General features: G+C 48.6%; 18 protein-coding genes and 1 tRNA gene. 4 read left to right on the top strand and 15 right to left on the bottom strand.

Going from position 1 to position 21791, the window contains the following annotated elements; genetic code table 11:
• Positions 1–49: 49 nt before the first annotated feature.
• The 3 genes from L0B52_RS02270 to dnaQ are packed head-to-tail and all read left to right on the top strand — an operon-like array spanning position 50 to position 2776.
• Positions 50–259 carry a hypothetical protein gene (locus L0B52_RS02270; protein WP_235064920.1) on the top strand — a complete coding sequence of 70 codons (210 nt, stop codon included), beginning with the start codon at positions 50–52 and terminating at the stop codon, positions 257–259.
• Positions 252–2030, top strand: coding sequence for an aspartate--tRNA ligase (aspS, locus tag L0B52_RS02265; RefSeq protein ID WP_235064919.1), 1779 nt, complete (start codon positions 252–254; stop codon positions 2028–2030). The genes L0B52_RS02270 and aspS overlap by 8 nt, the downstream gene beginning before the upstream one ends.
• A 59-nt stretch (positions 2031–2089) precedes the next feature.
• A complete protein-coding gene (gene dnaQ, locus L0B52_RS02260; protein ID WP_235064918.1) occupies positions 2090–2776 on the top strand; it encodes a DNA polymerase III subunit epsilon in 687 nt (228 codons plus the stop codon).
• Positions 2777–2810: 34 nt separating this feature from the next.
• On the opposite strand, the gene purM is transcribed toward dnaQ, so the two are convergent.
• From purM to L0B52_RS02225, 7 genes are all read right to left on the bottom strand, one after another.
• Positions 2811–3809, bottom strand: a complete 999-nt coding sequence (purM, locus tag L0B52_RS02255; RefSeq protein ID WP_235064917.1) for a phosphoribosylformylglycinamidine cyclo-ligase — start codon at positions 3807–3809, stop codon at positions 2811–2813.
• Entirely contained in the window at positions 3806–4528 is a 723-nt protein-coding gene (gene purC, locus L0B52_RS02250) for a phosphoribosylaminoimidazolesuccinocarboxamide synthase (RefSeq protein ID WP_235064916.1), read from the bottom strand. Before purC ends, purM begins: the two co-directional genes overlap by 4 nt.
• Before the next feature lie 10 nt (positions 4529–4538).
• Positions 4539–5504: a calcium/sodium antiporter gene (locus L0B52_RS02245; RefSeq protein WP_409202308.1), complete on the bottom strand. Its 966-nt coding sequence runs from the start codon at positions 5502–5504 to the stop codon at positions 4539–4541.
• Positions 5505–5606: 102 nt separating this feature from the next.
• A complete protein-coding gene (locus L0B52_RS02240; RefSeq protein ID WP_235064914.1) occupies positions 5607–9326 on the bottom strand; it encodes a phosphoribosylformylglycinamidine synthase in 3720 nt (1239 codons plus the stop codon).
• Between the two features lie 564 nt (positions 9327–9890).
• Positions 9891–9965, bottom strand: a tRNA-Lys gene (locus tag L0B52_RS02235).
• A 69-nt stretch (positions 9966–10034) separates the two neighbouring features.
• The gene (locus L0B52_RS02230; protein WP_235064913.1) at positions 10035–10925 is read right to left on the bottom strand and encodes an NUDIX hydrolase family protein; all 891 of its coding nucleotides are present in this window, start codon (positions 10923–10925) and stop codon (positions 10035–10037) included.
• Between the two features lie 2 nt (positions 10926–10927).
• The gene (locus L0B52_RS02225) at positions 10928–11404 is read right to left on the bottom strand and encodes a flavin reductase family protein (RefSeq protein ID WP_235064912.1); all 477 of its coding nucleotides are present in this window, start codon (positions 11402–11404) and stop codon (positions 10928–10930) included.
• A 199-nt stretch (positions 11405–11603) separates the two neighbouring features.
• Here L0B52_RS02225 and L0B52_RS02220 point away from each other — a divergent pair, with 199 nt between their 5' ends.
• Positions 11604–13313: an AMP-binding protein gene (locus L0B52_RS02220; protein WP_235064911.1), complete on the top strand. Its 1710-nt coding sequence runs from the start codon at positions 11604–11606 to the stop codon at positions 13311–13313.
• A 61-nt stretch (positions 13314–13374) separates the two neighbouring features.
• Here the strand turns inward: L0B52_RS02220 and L0B52_RS02215 are convergent, their stop codons facing one another.
• The 8 genes from L0B52_RS02215 to L0B52_RS02180 form a co-directional block, all read right to left on the bottom strand.
• Positions 13375–14250: a biotin-dependent carboxyltransferase family protein gene (locus L0B52_RS02215; protein WP_235064910.1), complete on the bottom strand. Its 876-nt coding sequence runs from the start codon at positions 14248–14250 to the stop codon at positions 13375–13377.
• A complete protein-coding gene (locus L0B52_RS02210; protein ID WP_235064909.1) occupies positions 14247–14954 on the bottom strand; it encodes an allophanate hydrolase subunit 1 in 708 nt (235 codons plus the stop codon). The genes L0B52_RS02215 and L0B52_RS02210 overlap by 4 nt, the downstream gene beginning before the upstream one ends.
• The gene (locus L0B52_RS02205; RefSeq protein WP_235064908.1) at positions 14942–15655 is read right to left on the bottom strand and encodes a 5-oxoprolinase subunit PxpA; all 714 of its coding nucleotides are present in this window, start codon (positions 15653–15655) and stop codon (positions 14942–14944) included. The genes L0B52_RS02210 and L0B52_RS02205 overlap by 13 nt, the downstream gene beginning before the upstream one ends.
• The gene (locus L0B52_RS02200) at positions 15652–16959 is read right to left on the bottom strand and encodes a TRAP transporter large permease (protein ID WP_235064907.1); all 1308 of its coding nucleotides are present in this window, start codon (positions 16957–16959) and stop codon (positions 15652–15654) included. Before L0B52_RS02200 ends, L0B52_RS02205 begins: the two co-directional genes overlap by 4 nt.
• A gap of 9 nt (positions 16960–16968) precedes the next feature.
• Positions 16969–17472, bottom strand: a complete 504-nt coding sequence (locus L0B52_RS02195) for a TRAP transporter small permease (protein WP_235064906.1) — start codon at positions 17470–17472, stop codon at positions 16969–16971.
• Between the two features lie 3 nt (positions 17473–17475).
• Positions 17476–18441 (bottom strand): TRAP transporter substrate-binding protein, encoded by a 966-nt coding sequence (locus L0B52_RS02190; RefSeq protein ID WP_235064905.1) that lies wholly within the window; start codon positions 18439–18441, stop codon positions 17476–17478.
• Between the two features lie 101 nt (positions 18442–18542).
• Positions 18543–20558: a penicillin-binding protein 1C gene (gene pbpC, locus L0B52_RS02185; RefSeq protein WP_235064904.1), complete on the bottom strand. Its 2016-nt coding sequence runs from the start codon at positions 20556–20558 to the stop codon at positions 18543–18545.
• On the bottom strand, positions 20545–21354 hold the full coding sequence (locus tag L0B52_RS02180; RefSeq protein WP_235064903.1) for a carbon-nitrogen hydrolase family protein: 810 nt from the start codon (positions 21352–21354) through the stop codon (positions 20545–20547). Before L0B52_RS02180 ends, pbpC begins: the two co-directional genes overlap by 14 nt.
• Positions 21355–21791 lie beyond the last annotated feature (437 nt).

Genomic DNA, 21791 nt, shown 5'->3' with positions numbered 1-21791 from the left:
GCTGATGATAGGGATAGGCGCTTTGATCGGTGGCAAGGTGGGTGTGGCCATGAGTTATTGGTTCGCACCTGAGATCATGCGTCTCTACTTAGGTTGGGGCGATTATCTCGCTGTACTACCGCGTTTTCTCTATCCTAGCAACCCAGTGGAACTATTGCCGCTGGTCATTACGTCTCAGATTCTCGGCGTGATCGGTGGGACAGCGCTCGCTTTGGGCATATATCGTTATATCATTCATAGGATAAACAAGCATGTATAGAACGCATTATTGCGCTGAAGTTACCGAACAACTTGACGGTGAGACCGTACGCATTTCAGGATGGGTACACCGCCGCCGCGACCATGGTGGGGTCATTTTTATCGATTTACGCGACCGTAGTGGTTTAGTCCAAGTTGTGGTTGACCCGGATACCGAAGAGGCTTTTAACCTTGCCGAACAAGTGCGCAACGAATTCTGCTTAACCATCGAAGGCCGCGTGCGGCCACGTCCTGAAGGCACGATTAATGCCGATTTAGCCAGCGGCAAAATTGAAGTACTCGCAAAAGAACTCACGATTTTATCGCGCTCAGAAACGCCACCATTCCAAATTGATGAAGACGATGTTTCCGAAGAAGTGCGCCTGCGTCACCGTACCATTGATTTACGCCGCCCACAGATGCAGCAGAATTTAATTTTGCGTAGTAAAGTGGTTTCGAGCATGCGTCGCTACCTTGATAACCACGGCTTTTTAGACATCGAAACCCCGATGCTGACTAAAGCCACCCCTGAAGGTGCACGCGATTATTTGGTGCCTTCTCGTACGCATCCGGGTAAGTTTTTTGCTTTGCCTCAATCACCGCAGTTGTTCAAACAAATGCTGATGATGAGTGGCTTTGACCGCTATTACCAGATTGTCCGCTGTTTCCGTGATGAGGATTTACGCGCTGATCGGCAGCCGGAATTCACCCAGCTCGATATTGAAGCATCTTTTATCGCCGAAGAAGATCTCATGGCGATGATGGAAGAGATGGTTCAAGGTCTGTTCAAAGAGCATATGAATGTAAGCTTTGATGCGTTCCCGCGTATGCCTTATGCCGAAGCGATACGCCGATTTGCCTCTGATAAGCCTGATTTACGTATTCCGTTGGAACTGCAAGATATTGACGATCTGGTTAAAGACTGTGAATTCAAGGTCTTTGCAGCGCCTGCAAAACAAGCTGATGGTCGCGTGGTGGCGCTTAATATTCCAAACGGCGCTCAGCTAACCCGTAAAGAAATCGATACCTACACCCAATACGTTGGGCGTTATGGCGCGAAAGGTCTGGCGTATATTAAAGTCAACGATCGCAGTCAAGGCGCTGCAGGTCTGCAGTCACCGATTGTTAAATTCTTAGGCGATGAGGTGGCTAACGCGATTGTTGAGCGCGTTGGCGCGCAAGATGGCGATTTAATCTTCTTTGGCGCCGATAAAGCGACTGTAGTTAACGATGCTATTGGTGCGTTACGGGTTAAGGTTGGTCATGATCTAGAGATGCTGACCTGTGATTGGGCGCCATTATGGGTGGTTGATTTCCCGATGTTTGAATACGACGAGAAAACCCAGCGCTGGTACTCAATGCACCATCCATTTACCGCACCTAGCACAGATAACCTTGATGAGCTTGATACCAAGCCGGGTGAGGTCAATTCTCGCGCCTATGACATGGTGCTTAATGGCACAGAAGTCGGCGGTGGCTCGATTCGTATTCACGACCAAGCCGTCCAGCAACGCGTATTTAAGAGCTTAGGCATCGACGCTGAAGAAGCGCAAGAAAAATTCGGCTTCTTGTTGAACGCCCTGAAATACGGCTGTCCGCCGCATGGTGGGATCGCTTTTGGCTTAGATCGCTTGATTATGCTGATGGCGGGTGCGAAATCTATCCGCGATGTGATGGCGTTTCCAAAAACCCAAACCGCGTATTGCTTGCTCACTGATGCACCAGCTGATGTCAGCGACGCGCAGCTTCGTGAACTGCATATTCGCCGTCGGCAAAGCACAGAGCAGGCGTGAGTAATCCATTATTAATGCGATGACTTCGAAACATTCAGGCAACGGTTAAGGAGCGTATCATGCGTCAGATTATTTTCGATACCGAAACCACCGGTATGAATAAAGGTGGCCATAACGTTGCCGAAGGTCATCGTATTATTGAAATTGGCTGTGTGGAGCTCGTGAATCGCTTGCCGACAGGTAATCATTTTCATGTCTATCTCAAGCCCGATCGCAGTGTTGATCCGGAAGCGGTGAATGTGCATGGGATTACCGATGAATTTCTTGCCGATAAACCGAGCTTTAAAGAGATCGCTGGCCAATTGTGGGCGTATCTGAACGGCGCTGATGAGCTGATCGCGCACAATATGGCCTTTGACCAGGCCTTTTTTGATGAGGAAATACGACTGCTCGATGGCGGCAGCCCGTTAGCTGATCGCTTTCATTTAATCGATTCGTTAGAGATTGCGCGTGAGCGACATCCAGGGCAACGCAACAATCTTGATGCCCTGTGTAAACGCTACAATGTCGATAACCGCAGTCGTGATTTACACGGAGCGTTACTTGATGCTGAATTGCTCGCCGAGGTGTATTTACGCCTAACCGGTGGGCAGAACAGTTTGGATTTGAGTATGCAAGCCCCAAGCCCCCAGGCTACGGCGCCTGGGGTAATCCCTGAGGATCAAGGCTCTTGGGTGATAGCGAGCGTGAGTGAGGCCGAACAGGCTGAGCATCAGCGTATTCTCGCTGAGATTGGCCGTCAATAAAGGCCAAACGGCACTTTATTGACTTGCCCTTGGGTTAGATCAGCACTAATGGCTCATCACCGGACTTCATTTCGCCGATAAGCATTGCCTGCTCACCTTCAGTACGCAGGGTGTCTAACACCGCATCACGTTCTTCTGCCGGCACAATCAACACAAAACCAATACCCATATTGAAGGTACCAAAGCATTCTTCTCGGCTGACATGTTCACTAATTGCCGACATTAACGGCAGCGTTGGTAGCTTGGCTGTATCGATCTGTGCGGATAGACCAGCGCCATAGGCGCGTGGCAAGTTCTCTGGTAATCCACCACCAGTAATATGAGCCAGGCCATGAATACGGTGTTTACTTAACGCGCTAAGTACTGACTTAACATAGATACGTGTTGGGGTGAGTAACCATTCGCCTACACTTTTACCCTCAACCTCCTGCGTGAAATCGGTAAATATTTTGCGTAGCAGTGAATAGCCATTACTGTGAAAACCGCTCGCCGCTAAGCCGATGATGCTATCGCCTGCTTGTACGCGGCTGCCATCAATCAGTGCATCTTTTTCAACTACACCAACTGAGAACCCTGCGACATCGTACTCGCCATCGTCGTAAAATCCAGGCATTTCAGCAGTTTCTCCACCGATCAGCGCCGCACCGGCTTGGCTGCAACCTTCAGCGATTCCTTTAACCATATCAGCGGCCACGCTCGGCTCAAGTTTGCCGCAGGCGAGGTAATCGAGGAAAAATTGTGGCGCAGCGCCGTGGCAAAGAATATCGTTAACGCACATCGCCACCGCATCAATACCGATGGTGTCGTAGCGCTCCATCGCAAAAGCAACTTTGAGCTTGGTGCCCACGCCGTCGGTCCCGGAAACCAAAATGGGGTGTTGGTAGCCAGATAAATCATAAAACGCACCAAAGGCGCCAATTTGCCCTAAAACCCGTGGGTTATGGGTAGCTTTAGCAAAGTCTTTGATGCGACGCACGGTATCGTAGCCAGCTTCTTTATCAACCCCGCTGGATTTGTAATCAATCTGACTCATGCCATCTCACTCCATGCCTGTAAACGTTCCAGCACATCTTGATAGGCATTGGTGAGCCCGCCCAAGTCACGGCGGAAGCGGTCTTTATCGAGTTTCTCTTGGGTATCAGCATCCCACAGGCGACAGGTATCAGGAGAAATTTCATCGGCTAAGACGATATTGCCTTGCGCGTTGCGGCCAAATTCAATTTTGAAATCGACCAAGATGATGCTGCAATCAGCGAACAGGTTATCAAGTGTTTGGTTGATTTTGTCCGTCATTTCATAGACGACATCAAGTTCCTCATAACTTGCTGCACCCAAGGTAACTGCGTGATCGTCGTTAATCAGCGGATCGCCGAGGGCGTCATTTTTATAACACAGCTCATAAATCACATTGGGTGGCAGTGTGCCTTCTTCAATACCTAAGCGTTTGGCCATCGAGCCGGCAATTCGATTACGCACAATCACTTCCAGCGGAATGATCTCGACTTTTTCACAGAGTTGTTCACGCTCGTTAAGGGTTTCGCGGTAGTGGGTGGCAATGCCCGCTTCGTTTAAGGCTTGGTAAATGATGGTGGTAATTTGGTTATTCAGAATCCCTTTATTGTCAATAACATCATGTTTTTCACCATTACCCGCAGTCGCGTCATCGTTGTAATGAATGATCACTAAATTCGGATCATCTGTGCTGTAAACGGCTTTGGCTTTGCCGGTGTAGAGTAAGTCTTTTTTGTCCATGGGGCGTTCCTTAAATTGAAGCAGGCAAGATGGTGTGGATGAGATAGGCATTGTAGGCGATAAATGCACAAAGCAACAGTGCACCTTCGACTCGATTGATACGACCGCCGCGACGGCGTGAGAGCTGTAAGCCCATCAGCATTAAAATAACCGTCATCGCCGCCATCACCGGCATATCTCGGGTAAAAATGGCCGGTGAGACGTCCATTGGATGGATAATCCCGGCGATACCAACCACGGCGAGGGTGTTAAATAAATTGGAACCAATGATGTTGCCGATGGCGATATCCGGCTGATTTTTACGCACCGCGGTGAGGGTGGAAGCAAGCTCAGGGAGCGAAGTGCCGACGGCAAAAACGGTTAGGCCAATCAGTAAATCATCGACGCCAAAGTGGCTGGCGATATTTGCAGCACCCCAAACCATGCCTCGCGAGGCAGCCATTAGAACGAGCAAGCCAACAACCGTCATCATCCACGCGCGCCGAACAGGCAGCTTTGGTGAATCATCACGATCATAATCGTTGGGGTGGCGCATGCCTTGATAGATGGTCCAAGCCATTAAGGCAAAAAATACCGCAAGCAACCCCCAAGCTTCTAAGCGTGTGATGCTGGCATCTGATACCTGCCACGCGGCAAGTCCTGTGACCGCTAGTAGGATAGGGAATTCTTTTTTCAATACCTGTGAATGTACGGCAATCGGCATAAGCAGCGCGGTGACGCCAATAATCAAGCCAATATTGGCGATATTAGAGCCGTAGGCGTTACCTAGGGCCAGCCCTGGGGTCCCTTGCCAGGCGGCAAACGCTGAGACGACCATTTCTGGTGCTGAGGTGCCAAAACCAATGATCACCATACCAACCAGCAGTGGCGGCATACCATATTGTCTGGCTAAACCAGCAGCGCCGTCTATAAAGTAATCGGCGCTCCAAATGAGCGCCAATAGGCCAATGATAATGGCAATAACAGAAAATGGTATCATTCGTTCAGTCCATAGAAAATTGTCATCAATAGGGCGCGTATCTTATCTACGTCTTTATGTGAATTGTCAAGGTGTGTGCGCATGATCTGTCGTCCTAGGTTAAAACGCACGAATACCGGCGCGGAAAATATCTTGCGCTCTGAAGTCAGGATAGTTCTGCTGTCCATGCAACTGATGACGCTCGCTATGGCCCATTTTGCCGTAAATTTGCCCACATGGGCTGGTGATGCCTTCAACTGCATAGTCGGAGCCATTAGGGTTGTATCTAGGCTCTAATGATGGTTCACCGGTAAACGGATGGGCGTATTGGGTGGCAATTTGCCCATTGCGCACTAATTGCAAAATAACCTGATCATTAGCAACAAAGCGGCCTTCACCATGGGAAAATGCGACATCATGAATCTCGCCAACCTTAAAATCAGCCAGCCACGGACTATGGTTGTTTGCAACCACTGTGCTCGCGACTCGGGCAATATGACGATCAATCAGGTTGTGCGTTAGCGTCGGATCGCCAGGTTCAGGGGTACGAATGATGCCGTGTGGCAATAAGCCAGATTTAATCAGCGCCTGAAAGCCGTTACAAATCCCTAAAATTAGCCCGCCACGCTCTAAAAATGCCGCAACAGCATCCGCAATTTGGGGGTTTGATAGAACAGCGACAATAAATTTACCTGAACCATCAGGCTCGTCACCGGCGCTAAATCCACCGCTAAGTGCCATAATCTGGCTGTTATTGAGGTTATCGACCAGTGCGGTGAGTGAGTGCTCAATATCGCTGCGGTTACGGTTGCAGATAAGTGTTTCTTCGACAATGCCCCCGGCGCGTTGGAAAGCGCGCGCAGTGTCGAGTTCGCTGTTAATCCCTGGGAATACCGGTAAACATACACGCGGTTTAGCAGTGTGTGGTGCCTGATGGTTAATCGATTGCTCGGCGCTTGCGAGCGCTACAGGGCCACTACGTGTTGGTTGGCTTGGGTTGAGTGGGTAAACCGATTCAAGCACATTTTCTGCGATTTCATGCAGCGTATCAATGTCTTCGCTCACCCCGTTAATCGAGAGCGTTGCTTCGTCAACCGTATAACCAATATTAAAGAGGTTCGGCGCAATACCTAATCCGCCTTCAGCACTAATTAAATAACCGCCGTATTCTGGGCCAAATAAATCATCGAGTTGTTCAATTTCAACGCCAATACGGTTGCCCAATGCACTCTCATAAAGTGCTTGCATGATGCCACCATGGCGCACGCTACGAATGCTTTGGATCAGTCCTTCATTGATCGCTTCATGAATAAATTGATTATTGGCGATAAACGCATCCATATCTGGGAGGCCTAGCGCATTTTGTGGACAACGTAACCAATAGAGTTGGTGGCCGGCTGCTTTAAATTCGGGGCTAATCACCTGGCGTGTGTCTACTGTGCTCACAGCAAAAGCGATTAATGTTGGTGGGACATGCAAATCATTAAAGCTGCCGCTCATCGAGTCTTTGCCGCCAATTGCTGCGCGTTCCAAGCGCGATAGGGCGTAGTGTGCGCCTAATAAGGCCGCATATGGCAGTCCCCAATATTCTGGGTTATCGCCTAAGCGACGGAAATATTCTTGTAAAGAAAAGTGCGCCTTGTTCGCATCTCCACCACAAGCCACCAAACGTGCGGTTGCTTCAATAACCGCGTAAACGCCACCATGATACGGGCTCCATGCGCTCAGGTTGGGATTAAATCCGTAGGCAAGGATAGAGGCGGTATGGGTTTGTCCCTCAGTGGGTAACATATACACTGAAGCTTCAGCCGGGGTGCGTTGGCTATAACCGCCATAAGGTAATAATACGCCTGCTGCACCGACGCTATGATCAAAACGATCGCCAAGACCGCGTTGATCGGCAAATTCAAGGCTCGCAAGCTGCGTTTTAAGGGTCTCTGACCAATCATTATCTGACTGATCACTCGCGAGTGGCGATTCATTTTGATTGATATCCGGCAGACGTACGACGCTTTGGCTCAAATCAGCACCAGCGGTATCTAAAAAGGCACGCTTCAGCGATACAATCACTTCACCACGCCAGCGCATGGTCAAGGTGTCATCGTCGGTAATATCGGCAATATGGGTAGCAGTTAGGTTTTCTTCGGCCGCTAGCGCTTGCATCGTTGCCACGTGTTGCGGGTTAACAACTACTGCCATTCGCTCTTGCGATTCAGAGATCGCTAATTCTGTGCCTGACAGGCCTTGGTATTTTACCGGTAATTGGTCTAGATCGATTGAGAGTCCATCGGCAAGCTCACCAATGGCTACGGCAACACCACCAGCGCCAAAATCATTACAGCGTTTGATATGACGGGCGAAAGCTTTTTTGCGGAATAGGCGCTGTAATTTGCGTTCTTCAGGTGGGTTGCCTTTTTGTACTTCCGCGGCACTTTCGCTGAGGGATTCACCATGTTGTGCGCGTGATGAACCAGTGGCACCACCACAACCATCACGGCCGGTTGCGCCACCTAGTAATAGCACAACATCACCGGCTTGGGGTTCTTCACGAACCACATGATCGGCTGGAGTTGCGGCCACCACCGCGCCGACCTCCATATGTTTGGCTTTATAACCAGGATGGTAAAGCTCGACCACTTGTCCGGTAGCCAGACCAATCTGGTTACCATACGATGAGGCACCTGCGGCTGATCCTTCAGCGATCACACTTTGTGGTAATTTTCCGGGTAAGGTTTTACCAATCGGCTCACGTGGGTCAGCGCTGCCGGATAGGCGCAATGCTTGATAGACAAAAGCACGACCTGAAAGTGGATCACGAATGGCCCCACCAATACAGGTTGCCGCACCACCATAGGGTTCAATTTCGGTCGGGTGGTTATGGGTTTCGTTTTTAAACTGCAATAGCCACTTGCTTTGCTGACCATCTTCATCAACGTCAACAAAGACCGAACAGGCGTTCACTTCAGCAGAAAATTCAACGTCATCGATTTTGCCAAGCTGGCGTAAATATTTCGCATCAATGGTGGCTAAATCCATCAGGCTATCGCCTCGAGATTCTGCCTTTGTGCCATAAACGTGTTGGCGTTGATCCTGGTAGCGTGACCATTCCTGGCGCAGGTGATTGCCAAAATCACCTGCAGGGAACTCGAGTGATTCAATCCGTGTGGTGAAGGTTGTGTGGCGGCAGTGATCCGACCAATAGGTATCGAGTACGCGGATTTCTGTTTCACTTGGCGCTCGACCTTGTTCACGGAAATAGTCTTGTACTAAGGCAAGATCGGCTGGAGTCATTGCGAGGCCGTGTGCTTCATGCCAAGCGAGTAATGCGGTATCGTCTAGGGCGTTAAAGTCTTCATAGCGAGGCACAGGCGCAGGTTCATGTGGTTCAGGTAACTCCCAAACCGATAAATCTTTTTCGCGGCTCTCAATCGGGTTGATGAAATGGTTGCGTAACCGCTCGCGCTCATCGTCATTAAGGGCGCCAGTAAATAAATAAGCCACAGCGCTGGTGACAACGGTGTCTGCGAAGTCTGAATCAATCAGACGCAGGCATTGTTCTGCCGAATCAGCGCGTTGATCAAACTGTCCTGGCAGAGGTTCAACAACCAGCGTAAAGTCGCTTTCTGGTAATTTATCTAATACTTCATCGCTGACTGGATCAGCAAATACCTTTGACTGTGCGCGCTCTAATAACGCCTCAGGACAATGATGGATATCGTAAATCGCCACACTTTGCCAAGACAATAAACTCGGGATATTGAGCTGCTCTTTGAGGCGTTCAAGGTGTGCAGCTTGTCGCTGAAAGGCTGGACGTTTAGCGATAAACAGACGATGAGGCATAAGGAGAATTCCACAGTTAAAAAACCGCTCAATTTTAGCATATAAACGACACAAAGCGGATCGCTTAAGGGAATTCTTGAGCGTTCTTAAATAGGGATTAATGTAAGCGCTTTAAAACAGGTTTTGTCCGAAAGCCAGGTAGAAGTTGGGAAATTATTAAAAGCCAAGGCTAAATGTGCAAATAATGAATCAGGCTACTTGGTTTGGATAAGAGGGGGAAGATGGTGGGTTGTGAAGGATTCGAACCTTCGAGCCCATATTGATCAAGGGTTAAAAGCCAAGGCTAAATGCGCAAATAATGAATCAGGCTACTTGGTTTGGATAAGAGGGGGAAGATGGTGGGTTGTGAAGGATTCGAACCTTCGAGCCCATATTGATCAAGGGTTAAAAGCCAAGGCTAAATGCGCAAATAATGAATCAGGCTACTTGGTTTAGATAAGAAGGGGGAGATGGTGGGTTGTGAAGGATTCGAACCTTCGAGCCCATATTGATCAAGGGTTAAAAGCCAAGGCTAAATGTGCAAATAATGAATCAGGCTACTTGGTTTGGATAAGAAGAGGGAGATGGTGGGTTGTGAAGGATTCGAACCTTCGACCAATTGGTTAAAAGCCAACTGCTCTACCACTGAGCTAACAACCCATCTGTGTTGGAAGGCGCACATTATAAATGCTCTAGATGATGATGCAAGCTTTTTGTTAAAAAAAAATGCTATTTTTTCGTAAACACAGGAAAACGCGCACAAAGTATTGCTTCACGATGGTTGAGTTGTGCGCAAATTTGTTCGTATTGTTGGTGCTCGGGGGTGATCAGGCCATGACGGATAAAGAGATCAATGAGTACAATATTGGCGTTAAATTTGAACTGATCGGTGCGTGAGACTAGTTCCATCACCTCTTCAAGCGGCAAACAGTCAAAAGAAGCCACTTCGCCATCTTGGTTATGCGGGATGAAGCTTTCTGGTAACCAGAGGTCGTAATTGAAGAGTTGATCCGCGCGGATGCCATTTTCTACCGCATAAAAATAGCTACTCATACTCACCGCAGTCGCGGTTTCGCTAAGTGATAGAGGGATGGACGCCTCTTCGTCGCACTCTTTTTGCATATTGGCAAATACATCGATGCCATGCGGGATGCCCCCAGCGGCAATTTGATCGAGTTTGCCCGGGTCGGTGGGTTTGTCATCAGCGCGTTTAGCGATCCATAGGTGGGTTTTGCCCTGTTTTTTGGTGAGTCCGTTTACATGCACGCCATAGCCACAGGCGCCAAAAATAGGCATCGAAGCGCGCTCGATCAACGCTTTAGGTGGGGCGTAAAAATCACGACTCAGTGCATACTGTTCGCCTCGCCAACCGGGAACAAAACCTTCTGTGGCTAGCGAGAGAATGATGTCGTTTAAATAGGCGCTACGCGTTTGACAATCTCCATCATAGTCCCAGTGGTAAGCGTTTTCTTGCACATCAAGCGCTAAGCCTTGCTCATTAAGCCGAACGACATTGGTGTGATGTATTAAGCCAACCGCGCAGCCGTCAATCACAAAAGGCGCATAATCATCTAAACGCGCATTGTTGGCGGATTCAATATGGGCAAGAAAATCGAGCATGCTTATAAGGCCGCGTTATCGCTGATCCGTCCATTGTAATAAAGCAGCGGTTGGCGTGAAGTATCGACTTCGCTACTGATGACTTCTGCGATAAAAATATCATGATCGCCTTGGGCGATTTGTTCGCGGATTTTAAGCAGCATTGTTGCCTGGGCGTGTTCAATCATCGGACACGATTGTTCGTTACGCTGATGAATGATGGACTCTAAATTAGTGCGGTCCGGGCCGGCAAAGCGATAGGCGATGTCGGTTTGTTCGGCAGAGAGAATGCTCAAGCCGACATGGTTTTGCATGCTGATTTCAGGAAAAATATAGGCGTTGTGATCAATACAAAATAAAACCAAAGGTGGGTTCAGCGACAGCGAAGCGAAGGAACTCACCGTAATGCCTTGAGTTTGATTTCCTTCATGCCAGGTAATCACTGTCACACCGCTGGCGAAAAGCGCCATCGTTTGTTTGAATTGTTGTTCGTTAATCATAAAATACTTCTTTTAAGGGGCACTGACTTCTAAAAACAGTTCATGATACTAAAGTTGGGCTTTATTTGAAGTTGAATTCGTCTTACAATCGTTTGCTAAGATATAGATAATATCTTTTTTACTCGCAAAACAGACTAACGAATAGGTTGGTGCTTGATAAGCATCGGCGACAAGATACACTGAAATAAAAGGAACACGCATGAGTGAAGTAAGCTTGACCTCTTTAGACAGACCATGGCTAGAGCATTATCCACCAGGGCGTCCCGCTGAAATCGAATCATTTCATCATCAAAATCTTGCTGACTACTTACAAGCAGTATTTGTCGAATATGCGGATGAACCAAGTTATACCAACTTTGGCACTACACTGACTTTTCGTCAGGTGAGCGAGCGAGCCCATGCGTTTGCCGCTTACTTGCAGCACGAGTTAGGCTATAAGAAGGGCGATCGTATTGCCTTAATGATGCCGAATTTATTGCAATATCCGGTGTGCTTTTATGGCTGCCAGTTAGCGGGTTTGGTGGTAGTGAATGTGAATCCACTCTATACTGCACGTGAATTAGAGCATCAACTGCATGATGCGCAAGTTAAAGGGATAGTGATCGCTGAGAACTTCGCCCACACTTTAGCCGATGCGCGCAATCAGTTACCAGAAATCGAAGATATTATCGTTACCAAATTTGGCGATGAACTCGGTTTTTTCAAAGGCATGGCGCTGAATTTTGCGATTCGCTACATTAAAAAATTAGTCCCTAATTATTATTTAGCCGGTGCGCTGAACTATAGCGACGTGGTCAGTAAGGGTAAATCGCTTGAATTAAAACGCGTCGAAATGACGCTTGATGACGTGGCGATGCTGCAATATACCGGTGGAACGACGGGTGTTGCCAAGGGGGCAATGCTCACCCATAAAAATATTCTCGCCAACGTTGAGCAAGTGAATTTATGGGTCGGCGAGGAAGTAAAAGAATCTGGCTTGATTATGATTACCGCATTGCCGCTTTATCATATTTTCTGCTGTACAGTCAATTGCTTATTGTTCCCGAGTAAAGGGATGCACAGCGTGCTAGTGACCAATCCAAGAGACATGAAATCGTTTGTTAAACTCTTGGCCAAATATCCACCAGCGGTGACCACTGGGGTGAATACCCTATTTAAAGGGCTACTCAATACGGATGGTTTTGATCGCTTGGATTTCTCAGATTTAAAATTTGTGATTTCTGGCGGGATGCCACTGGAAAAAGTGGTTTCTGAAGAATGGCAGGCGGTGACCGGTAATGTGATTATTGAAGGTTACGGCCTCACTGAAACCTCCCCCATTGTTTGTGTGAACTGGCTTTACGCCGATGGGTTTACGAATGGTATTGGCTATCCGATGCCGTCAACCGAAGTGATGCTGTGTGATGAAGATGGTGAAGTGGTCGGCGTTGATACACCAGGTGAAATGTGGGTGCGTGGACCACAAGTGATGAAAGGGTATTGGAATCAGCCAGAAGAAAACAAAACGGCGATTACCGAAGAAGGCTGGTTTAAAACTGGCGATATGGCGCAGATGGATGAAACCGGCTTCTTCAAGATTGTTGACCGTAAGAAAGATATGATTCTGGTTTCTGGCTTTAACGTCTATCCAACAGAAGTGGAAGGCGTGATTATGGAGCATCCGGCAGTGCTTGAAGTCGGTTGTATTGGCGTACCATCAGAAGAATCTGGTGAGGTGGTTAAGGCTTATATCGTCTTGAAAAAAGGCAAGAAAGTCAGCGAAGAAGAATTACGTAAATTTGCCAAGGAAAATTTAACCGGCTATAAACGTCCGAAGTTTTATCAGTTCTGTGACGAGCTACCAAAATCCAATGTGGGTAAGATCTTACGTCGTAAATTACCGGAGCTTGATCCACAAGATAACGATTGATCAATCGATTGGTTAATCTTGAATGGTGCGGTGGCGTTAAACCACCGCACTTTTCATATGCTTAGCTTAGAAAGCGAAAACGAACCGTGTCGCCGGGCTTGCTTTGCGCTAATGCACAGCGACTGCTCTCGCTAAGCGCGCCAATTTTAGGGTAGCCACCGAGCGATTGCGCGTCTTGTTGTAACACAATCGGTTGTCCTTCATTGGTGATCTGGATTGCGCCAGGCAGTAGACCTTCTGAGAGTAGTTCACCGCCGGTAAAAGATAACGCTTCTTCAGCTCGTAAGCGCGTCCCCATACGGTCTCCGGCCTGTATTTGATAATCTTGCGCAGTAAAAAGTTCGTGCATCTCCAGACTAAAATTGTCGTACTGGTAGGCTGGGATAACATCGAGTGTGTGCTGTTGTAGGGTATCAATATTCCCACGCGATACCCCGCGGGGTTCACTGATTTGCGTTATTGCTTGAGCAGATAGAATGCTGCCGTCACCAATGGTTTGTGCGCTAATCCCTAAGCGATCGGTGGTGGCATAACTCTCTAGAAAAGCTTTACCAGCAAAGCCACCTTTAACCGCTAAATAAGCGTAGATACCGTACTTAGCAAAGGCGAACTGTAGCCGTTGGCCTTGCTTGAGATTATGGGCGCAATAATTGGTTAAAGGTTTGTTATCGAGCGTAGGCTTCATATACGCGCCACTGATGGCAATGGTACAGTCAGCTAACACCTCAAGCATCAATCCGCCTAGAGCGATTTCAACTTGCGCGGCGTGTTCATTATCATCAAGCAGTTGGTAATTATGGGTAAAGGCGCGACTGTCCATCGGGCCGCTATGGCTAAAGCCTAAATGCAGCGCACCAAAACGACCACCATCTTGAAGCTGGGTAAGCGGGGCTGCTCGAATCACGCGCAAGATAGGTTGTGCTTGATTTGGATTCATGAAGCGCTAGCCTCGTTGTCCTGCCACGCGTGAAATTCATCGATACTGATTGGCTGGAAGCGTACTTCATCACCAATAGCAAAGCGTGAATATAGCTCCTGCTGCGGATCGTAGAGCAGCTCTGGGCAGCGGCCAATGATTTGCCAGCCACCAGGTGAGTCTGCAGGGTAAATACCGGTTTGACGGCCGGCAATCCCCACGCTACCGGCAGCAACCTTTGCGCGTGGGTTTTGGTGTCTTGGGGTGGCTATCGCTTCATCGACATAACCAAGAAAGGCAAATCCGGGAATAAACCCTAGGCAGCATACTTGGTAGCTTTGCGCACTATGCTTGGCGATAACTTGATCGGTGCTTAAGTCGTGGGTTTGTGCAAGTGTTGCTAAATCAGGGGCTAAAGATTCGTCATAGCATACTTCGATGGTGTGACGGGTAATCTCTGGGGGGGTATCTTGTGGGTCGTGGCTGTGTAAAAACTGTTGCGCTGCATGGCAAATCTGCTTTCCCTCATGATCGCTGATGGGGTTATCAAAGACCAATAACAAGCTGCGATACGCCGGAACGACATCACGCAAAGAAGCGCTGTATTGCTCGCGGCAATGCTCAAGCAAGGCACGACAGATCAGCGGATACGTTGGTGTGACAGGCTCAGGTAAATAGAGTAAGAGCGCGCACTCGTTGGCGCGTCGCCAAGTTAGTTGTGCCACTGCGCGATCGCTTGAACAGAGGGTTCATGATCCCCATGAATACAAATGGTACTGGCGTGAGCAATGTCTAATTGGGTGCCATCGATAGCGGTTATTTGCCCACGGCTGGTAATTTCATCAAGCTGCGAGAGTATCCGCGCTGGGGTGGCATGAAGTGCATCATCATACTTTCGTGGACGCAGTAAGCCGCTTGGCTCATAGGCACGATCGGCAAAAACTTCCCACCAAATCGTCAGTCCGCGTCGTTTGGCAATCGCTTGTTGGGCATCCTGACGCGCGTTTGTTGGTACCATGATCGCTAAATCAGGGCTTAGCGCATAGGTCACACGACAGATGGTGTCGAAAATCTCGTCGTGTTGCAGCATGTCATGATTGAGTGCACCATGGGGTTTGACGTAGTGTAGGGGATGGGTGATGTTGAGCGCCATCTCGCTAAGGGTGGTGATTTGCTCAGTCAGTGTGCGCTCGAGTTCAGCAATCGGCAGATCGAGCGAGTGACGACCAAAATGTTCGCGGTCCGGGTATCCAGGATGTGCACCAGGCATCACTTGATGGGTTTTAGCCAGCTCAAGGGTTTGTTGCATCACGGTTTGATCACCTGCGTGCGCACCGCAGGCTATATTGGCGCAGTCAATATACGGCATCACCAAGCTGTCATCACAGCCTTCGCCAACATCAGCGTTGAGTAACCAGTGTGTCATTGAGCCTCCGTCATTGTGGTTGGTAGCCACGTTGCAATTTCTGGGAAGAACCAAAGTAGCACAATCGCGAGCATCATAAGTAAGAAAAATGGCAGGGTGTAGCGGGCAATTTGTAAAAGGTCTCGTCCAGTTAAGCTTTGTAGCACAAATAAGTTAAATCCTACTGGTGGGGTGATTTGTGACATTTCAACCACCAGCACCAGATAGATACCAAACCACAGTGGATCAATACCGGCGGCCTGCACCATCGGTAAAATGGTTGCTGTAGTCAGCAAAATCACTGAAATACCGTCTAAGAAACATCCTAAGACAATAAAAAGCAGGGTGAGCATGACGATCAGCATACCGAGCGATAAATCCATATCAGCAACGACATTCGCGAGCGCACGCGGCAGACCAATAAAGCCCATCGCGTTGGTCAATACAGACGCGGTGACGATAATAAATAACAGCATAGCTGTGGTGCGTACCGCGGCCATCAAGCCTTCACAAAAAGTGGCAAAATCCAAGCTGCCTTCAATACGTGTGAGCACTAAAGCGCCGAGCACCCCTAAGCCTGAAGCTTCAATAGGTGAGGCCAGCCCAGTATAGATAGAGCCAAGGACGGCGATTATCAGTAATACTACCGGCAGGAGTTTTAAGGTGGCTTTGACTTTATTATCTTGCGCGTTTTCGCTGGCTTCTTGTGGTACGGCCTCGGGGTTTAACCAGCAATATACTGCGGTATAGCCCATAAACAGGACAATCAATAAAATCCCGGGAAGGACGCCGGCCATAAACAATCTCGATACTGAAACTTCTGCTGCCACCCCATAAATGATCATCATGATTGATGGGGGGATGAGCAGGCCAAGCGTGCCAGAGCCGCCTAGGCCACCAATGGCGAACGACTCACGGTAGCCTAAGCGTTTGAGCTGTGGCAAGGTGATGTTGCCCACCGTTGCGACGGTCGCAGCAGATGATCCGGAAACGGCGGCAAAAATACCACAGCTTAAGGTGTTAACGTGAAATAGCTTGCCGGGAATACGATTGAGCCATACCGACAAACCGTCGAATAAGTTCTTTGACAGCCCGGAGCGAAAGAGAATTTCGCCCATCCAGATAAACATTGGTAGCGGGGCGAGCTTCCAATCGGCAATCGAGCCCCAGCTGATGGTCGCGGTAATGTTGCCCCATTGACTGTTATCAATCAGCCAGTAACCACTGACCGCCATCAGCAGTAACGCCAAAGAAACCCACAGTCCCATGGCCAAACTGATAAATAAGATAGTCAGTAAAATAGCGGCAATTTCCATATGGCCCATGAGGTGTCCTTAGGTGATTTCGGTTGCCGCTGGTTTGGCGAAAAAATCCTCAAACATCGCACTGAGCATCGATAGGGTGAAAAGTACCGCACCAACGGCCATAGGCAGCTGCATGAGCCAAAGTGGCATCGCAATTTCTCCATCGGTTACATCGCCGTAGTGCCAAGATTCGTAGACCAATTGAATAATAAAATAGCTAAATATCGAGAGCATCGTGCAGGCAAAAGCCGCGACTAACAATAATAACCAGCGACGGTGTTCGCGACGCATTCTGGTAATGAAAAGCTCTACGCGGATATGTCCGCGCGCTTGCATGGTATAAGGCAGGCCAAGAAAGGTTGCCCACACCACTGCAAACCCAATCAAATCACCGGATGACGGGATATGGGTATCGAGTTGTCGGGCAATGATTTGCGCAATAATTAAAACAAATACGATGATAATTGAGAGCGCAGCGCATAAGCCTGCTAAACGGTACAGACCATTTAGCAGGCGGTTTAAGCGATTAAACACGGTTTATTGATTGCTGCGATAAGCGTCAAGAATAGCCGCGCCATCTTCACCGGTTTCAGCAGACCAGGCTTCAGCCATTTCGTGACCAATGTCGTTAAGTTTCTCTTTTAGAGCATCGCTGGCATCAGCAACGTTCATGCCGTTTTCAGCCAAAATAGCCTCGCTGTTCGCGTTTTTCTCTTGTGACATTTCCCAACCGCGTTTTTCAGCCGCTGCTGCAGCGTCAAGAATGGCTTGTTGGGTGGCTTCATCCAGGCGATTCCAAGTGCGCTGGTTAATAAAGATCATGTTTTTCGGCAACCAAGCATTTACACGGGTGTAATTTGAAACAAAATCCCATGCTTGAGAAGACGCACCGGTGGCACTCGAGGTGATCATCGCGTCAATCTGTCCGGTTGAAAATGCCTGTGCAATATCAGAGACTTCAATTGTGGTTGGTGCAGCGTCAAGTTTGGCCGCAATTTCAGAAGTCATCGCGTTGTAGGCGCGCATTTTTTTACCCTTGAGACCCTCAGCATCAGTCAAAGGCTCTTTGGTGTAGAAGTTTTGCCCTGGCCATGGTGTGGTATAGAGCAAAATAGCGCCTTCTTCTTTGAGTGCTTCGGTGATATACGGCTTAGAAGCGGCCCAAAGTTTTTGTGCGTCGTCATAGTCGCTGGCGAGAAACGGTAGGGTGTCTACCTGGAAAATCGGGTTGTCGTTACCCAAGCTTGATACCAGCAGCTCACCTAGTTGAATCTGGTTTGAGCGTACCGCTTTAAAAATCTCCGGTGCTTTATACAGTGAAGCGCCGGAATGGAGGGTGATTTGAATATCTCCATTGGTATTCTCGGCAACGTCTTCGACAAATTGTTTGATGTTTTGGGTGTGGAATTCAGCATCAGGATAAGGGGAAGCCATATTCCATGTGGTGGCGGCTTGTGCGCTACCAATGGCAACGGCTAATGATAAAGCAAGTGGTTTTAACATCTTGGGCTCCTGTGTTCAGTAGAGCTTTTTATTATTACTAAAGCACTAAGTAAATGCAAATTTAACCCTGTTAGCTTATTAATCATGCTTGCAAATAATGCTTATGGGCTGTTTTCGGTTACTTCACTACGTTGTAAGGTGATGGTTGGTGTAGCAGCAGTCGGTGCGTTATCGAGGCTAAATCGAGCGCTGGCGCTTTCGCCTTGTTGATCGATCACACTCAGGTAATAGGTGCCACCGGTTTGTGGCTGAAATTGGGCGCGCGGGGTAGCAGTCTGTGCAACAACCTCATCGTTGATAAACCATAAATACGGCGCTTGACCGCCTTTAACCACTAAGCTAATCGGGCTATTCTCTCGCCAATCAATTTGGCTGTTCGATAATGGGCTGACGATATGTAAGACGTTTTGTTTAACCGTGGTGCTGGGTTGTACTGCGCGTCGGGTTTGTGTGATATAGCGTTCAAGTGGCGGTAGCGCCGTGTAAGGGGTTTTCTCTTTAGGTAGTAATGCGACCAACTGACGCATTGGGCTGAGCAACGCTTCACCACCGCTGCGCTGTTCACCAGCGCTACCATCAGCGCGACCTTCCCAGAGTAATAAAGTAACATCGCGTGTGTAGCCAATTAACCACCCATCACGCCAGCCGTACGATGTTCCGGTTTTTAGTGCCACCGGTTCGTCACCATAGCGTAGATCACTGACCTGATAAAGGATACGTGTCACATTAATACAAGCGCGTTGTTCGGCGAGCTCTTGGCGTGGATTAAAGGTACAGTTCGCCAAATCACGGTATAGATGAATAAGCTCGTCAGCACGCACACCGACACCGCCTAAAGCGATTGCTAAATTGGCTTGCTTATTGCCAGGAAAGAATAACGATAACCCACGGCGTCGAAGGGCTGCTGCGAAATAATCAGGGTCAATAGCCGCGAGTAAGCGTACAGCAGGAACGTTACGTGAGCGCGCTAGTGCATCAGCCAGGGTAATTTCTCCACTAAATCTGCCATCATAATTGACCGGACGATATGAGCCTCTGGTGATTGGTGTGTCGTTTATATGGCTACTGGGGTGATAATTCAACCAATCAAAAGCGAATAGGGTGATAAAGGGTTTTAAGGTGGATCCGGGTGAGCGCACCGCGCGGAGCATATCGATTTGCCCATCACGTTTTAGGGAGAAAAAGTCGGCACTACCAACATAGGCTAAATACTCACCACTGCTATTATCAAGCACCGCGCCAGCCATATTGCTCTTGGCATCACGCGAGCGCAGGGTTTGTGCTAACAACGTTTCTAAAGCGGTTTGCAGGTTGGCATCGAGTGTGCTGCCTATCACGCATTGTTCAGGCTGACGATTGCGTAGATAGGCAGAGATATGCGGGGCATGGCGCGGCATCGGTCGGGCTTTAATGATTATAGGTTCGGCGAGTGCACGTTCAATTTCTTCGCGCGCAATAACGTCTTGTGTTAATGCACGCTGTAAGACTTTATCGCGCGCTTCTTGGGCGTATATTGGATCGCTGTAGCGTTTAGGCGATTGCGGTAAGGCGACCAGCCAGGCGGCTTCACTCAAGGTTAAATCGCGTGCAGGTTTGGCAAAATAGTACCAGGAAGCGGTTTCAACGCCTTGAACATTACCGCCCATTGGCGCAAGCGTTGCGTACATCTCGAGGATAGTTTTTTTATCATAATGCCACTCGAGCTGAAGGGCGCGTAACGCTTCAATCGCTTTGTTTGCTAGAGTACGGGGGCGAGGCTCGAGCAGGCGTGCGGTTTGCATGGTTAGCGTTGACGCACCAGAAATCACCCGCATATTGCTGATGTTTTGCCAGGTGGCGCGAGCAATGGCCAGTGGGTCAACACCAATATGCGCGAAAAAAGATTGATCTTCATAAGCAATCAGTAGCTTAAGATAGTGTGGTGAGAGTTGCGCGACACTGAGCCGCCACTGTTCGTCTTGGCTTAAAGCGATGTTGAGGACTTTGCCTTCGCGATCAACGACGACCGATGAACAATCTTGATAGCGGCTTAAATCAGGGGGAAAAAGTCTATCGAGCAACCAAGCGAGTGCAACCAGCAAGATAGCGGTGATGACCAGCCATTTAACCGTCTTCAAAAGTTCGCACCTGAGGATCAATTCTAAAGCGACGTTGACTGAGCATCGGCATTTGCGTGCGCGCTTGTACCAAACACTCGGATTCAAGGGTAGCGTAGAGCTCACCAGGTTGTGCGCCAAGTTGGGCAATCGCCACCCCATAAGGATCGACCACACGGCTCATGCCAATTCGCCGTGTGCTACAACTATCAATAGCTACCAGATACACACCATTTTCAATCGCTCGCGCGGCGCATAATACCTGCCAATGCCACTCTTTTAACGGGCCGGCAAACCAAGCGGTAGGCACGATAATGACATCAGCGCCACGTTCAGCCAAGAGTCGTGCAAGCTCTGGAAAGCGTAAGTCATAGCACGTCATTAGCCCACAATGCAGGCCACTAACCTCAAAAATGGGCGGTAATTCATCACCAGCAACAAACTCATCGGATTCGCGGTAGCTAAAGGCATCATAGAGATGCAATTTACGGTAGTGATGTTGTAGTGCACCGTCTGCAAGTACCACGGTCGTATTATAAACCCGTGAATCTGTGGCAGGCTCGCTCATTCCGGCAACAATGGTGATCGATAACTCTTCAGATAGCGTACTCAACGCTTGCACGAAAGGCCCATCAAGCGGTTGAGCGTAGAGGGTTTGATCGCCTGGTTCTCGAGTGTAGAGTGAGGATTCAGGCAGGACAATCAGTTTTGCGTCACGTGCGGCCGCACGACGAATGGCTTGTTCGCTGGTGGTTAAATTCAGTGACCAATTACTGCTTGGAGCAAATTGAATACCGGCAACGTTTAAGGAAGGCATGTGGACCTCTGGCAAAACTTTTCTCTATTTTAGAAGGTTTAGCGAGATAAATCAGTATGCTTATTGTTTTATAGTAATTGAATGTATCGTAATGACTGCACTGCAGTGGGTGATTGATGTCACCTATATCGTTTTGTCGAATCTTGATGGACTAGTTAGAACGCTTTGTTTAATCATAGACTTTAGCAAAAAAAGACGTGTTTATTTTTCGTGTTCCAACTGTGCTTTTTGCCTGTGTGGTAACCACAGGTATTTTTTTGTTTATCCACTTAAACAAGTAAAGAACAGAACTAGATGAATATCTTTCCGGTAAGTGCAAAATAGTTAGTATTGCTCTCGACCTTGTTGGCACTGAGTTAGTGATGGTGTTTGAACGGGATATGGTGGCGGGTTAGAACGTAAAAAATGGTTGTTAGATTTTGAAAAACAGCAAAATC

It is taken from the genome of Suttonella sp. R2A3, from assembly GCF_021513215.1.
Lineage (GTDB): Bacteria > Pseudomonadota > Gammaproteobacteria > Cardiobacteriales > Cardiobacteriaceae > JAHUUI01.
Note: the sequence above shows the minus strand (reverse complement) of the source record. Positions and strands in the feature narration are given on the sequence as shown.

Bases quoted from the DNA above. Each gene is read 5' to 3' on its own strand.
- aspS (WP_235064919.1), top strand. From the start codon at position 252: ATGTATAGAACGCATTATTGCGCTGAAGTTACCGAACAACTTGACGGT.
- L0B52_RS02220 (WP_235064911.1), top strand. From the start codon at position 11,604: ATGAGTGAAGTAAGCTTGACCTCTTTAGACAGACCATGGCTAGAGCAT.
- L0B52_RS02240 (WP_235064914.1), bottom strand. From the start codon at position 9,326: ATGCCTCATCGTCTGTTTATCGCTAAACGTCCAGCCTTTCAGCGACAA.
- L0B52_RS02180 (WP_235064903.1), bottom strand. From the start codon at position 21,354: ATGCCTTCCTTAAACGTTGCCGGTATTCAATTTGCTCCAAGCAGTAAT.
- L0B52_RS02230 (WP_235064913.1), bottom strand. From the start codon at position 10,925: ATGCTCGATTTTCTTGCCCATATTGAATCCGCCAACAATGCGCGTTTA.
- L0B52_RS02205 (WP_235064908.1), bottom strand. From the start codon at position 15,655: ATGACACACTGGTTACTCAACGCTGATGTTGGCGAAGGCTGTGATGAC.
- L0B52_RS02215 (WP_235064910.1), bottom strand. From the start codon at position 14,250: ATGAATCCAAATCAAGCACAACCTATCTTGCGCGTGATTCGAGCAGCC.
- L0B52_RS02270 (WP_235064920.1), top strand. From the start codon at position 50: ATGAGTTATTGGTTCGCACCTGAGATCATGCGTCTCTACTTAGGTTGG.
- purM (WP_235064917.1), bottom strand. From the start codon at position 3,809: ATGAGTCAGATTGATTACAAATCCAGCGGGGTTGATAAAGAAGCTGGC.
- L0B52_RS02225 (WP_235064912.1), bottom strand. From the start codon at position 11,404: ATGATTAACGAACAACAATTCAAACAAACGATGGCGCTTTTCGCCAGC.
- dnaQ (WP_235064918.1), top strand. From the start codon at position 2,090: ATGCGTCAGATTATTTTCGATACCGAAACCACCGGTATGAATAAAGGT.
- purC (WP_235064916.1), bottom strand. From the start codon at position 4,528: ATGGACAAAAAAGACTTACTCTACACCGGCAAAGCCAAAGCCGTTTAC.
- L0B52_RS02200 (WP_235064907.1), bottom strand. From the start codon at position 16,959: ATGGGCCATATGGAAATTGCCGCTATTTTACTGACTATCTTATTTATC.
- L0B52_RS02190 (WP_235064905.1), bottom strand. From the start codon at position 18,441: ATGTTAAAACCACTTGCTTTATCATTAGCCGTTGCCATTGGTAGCGCA.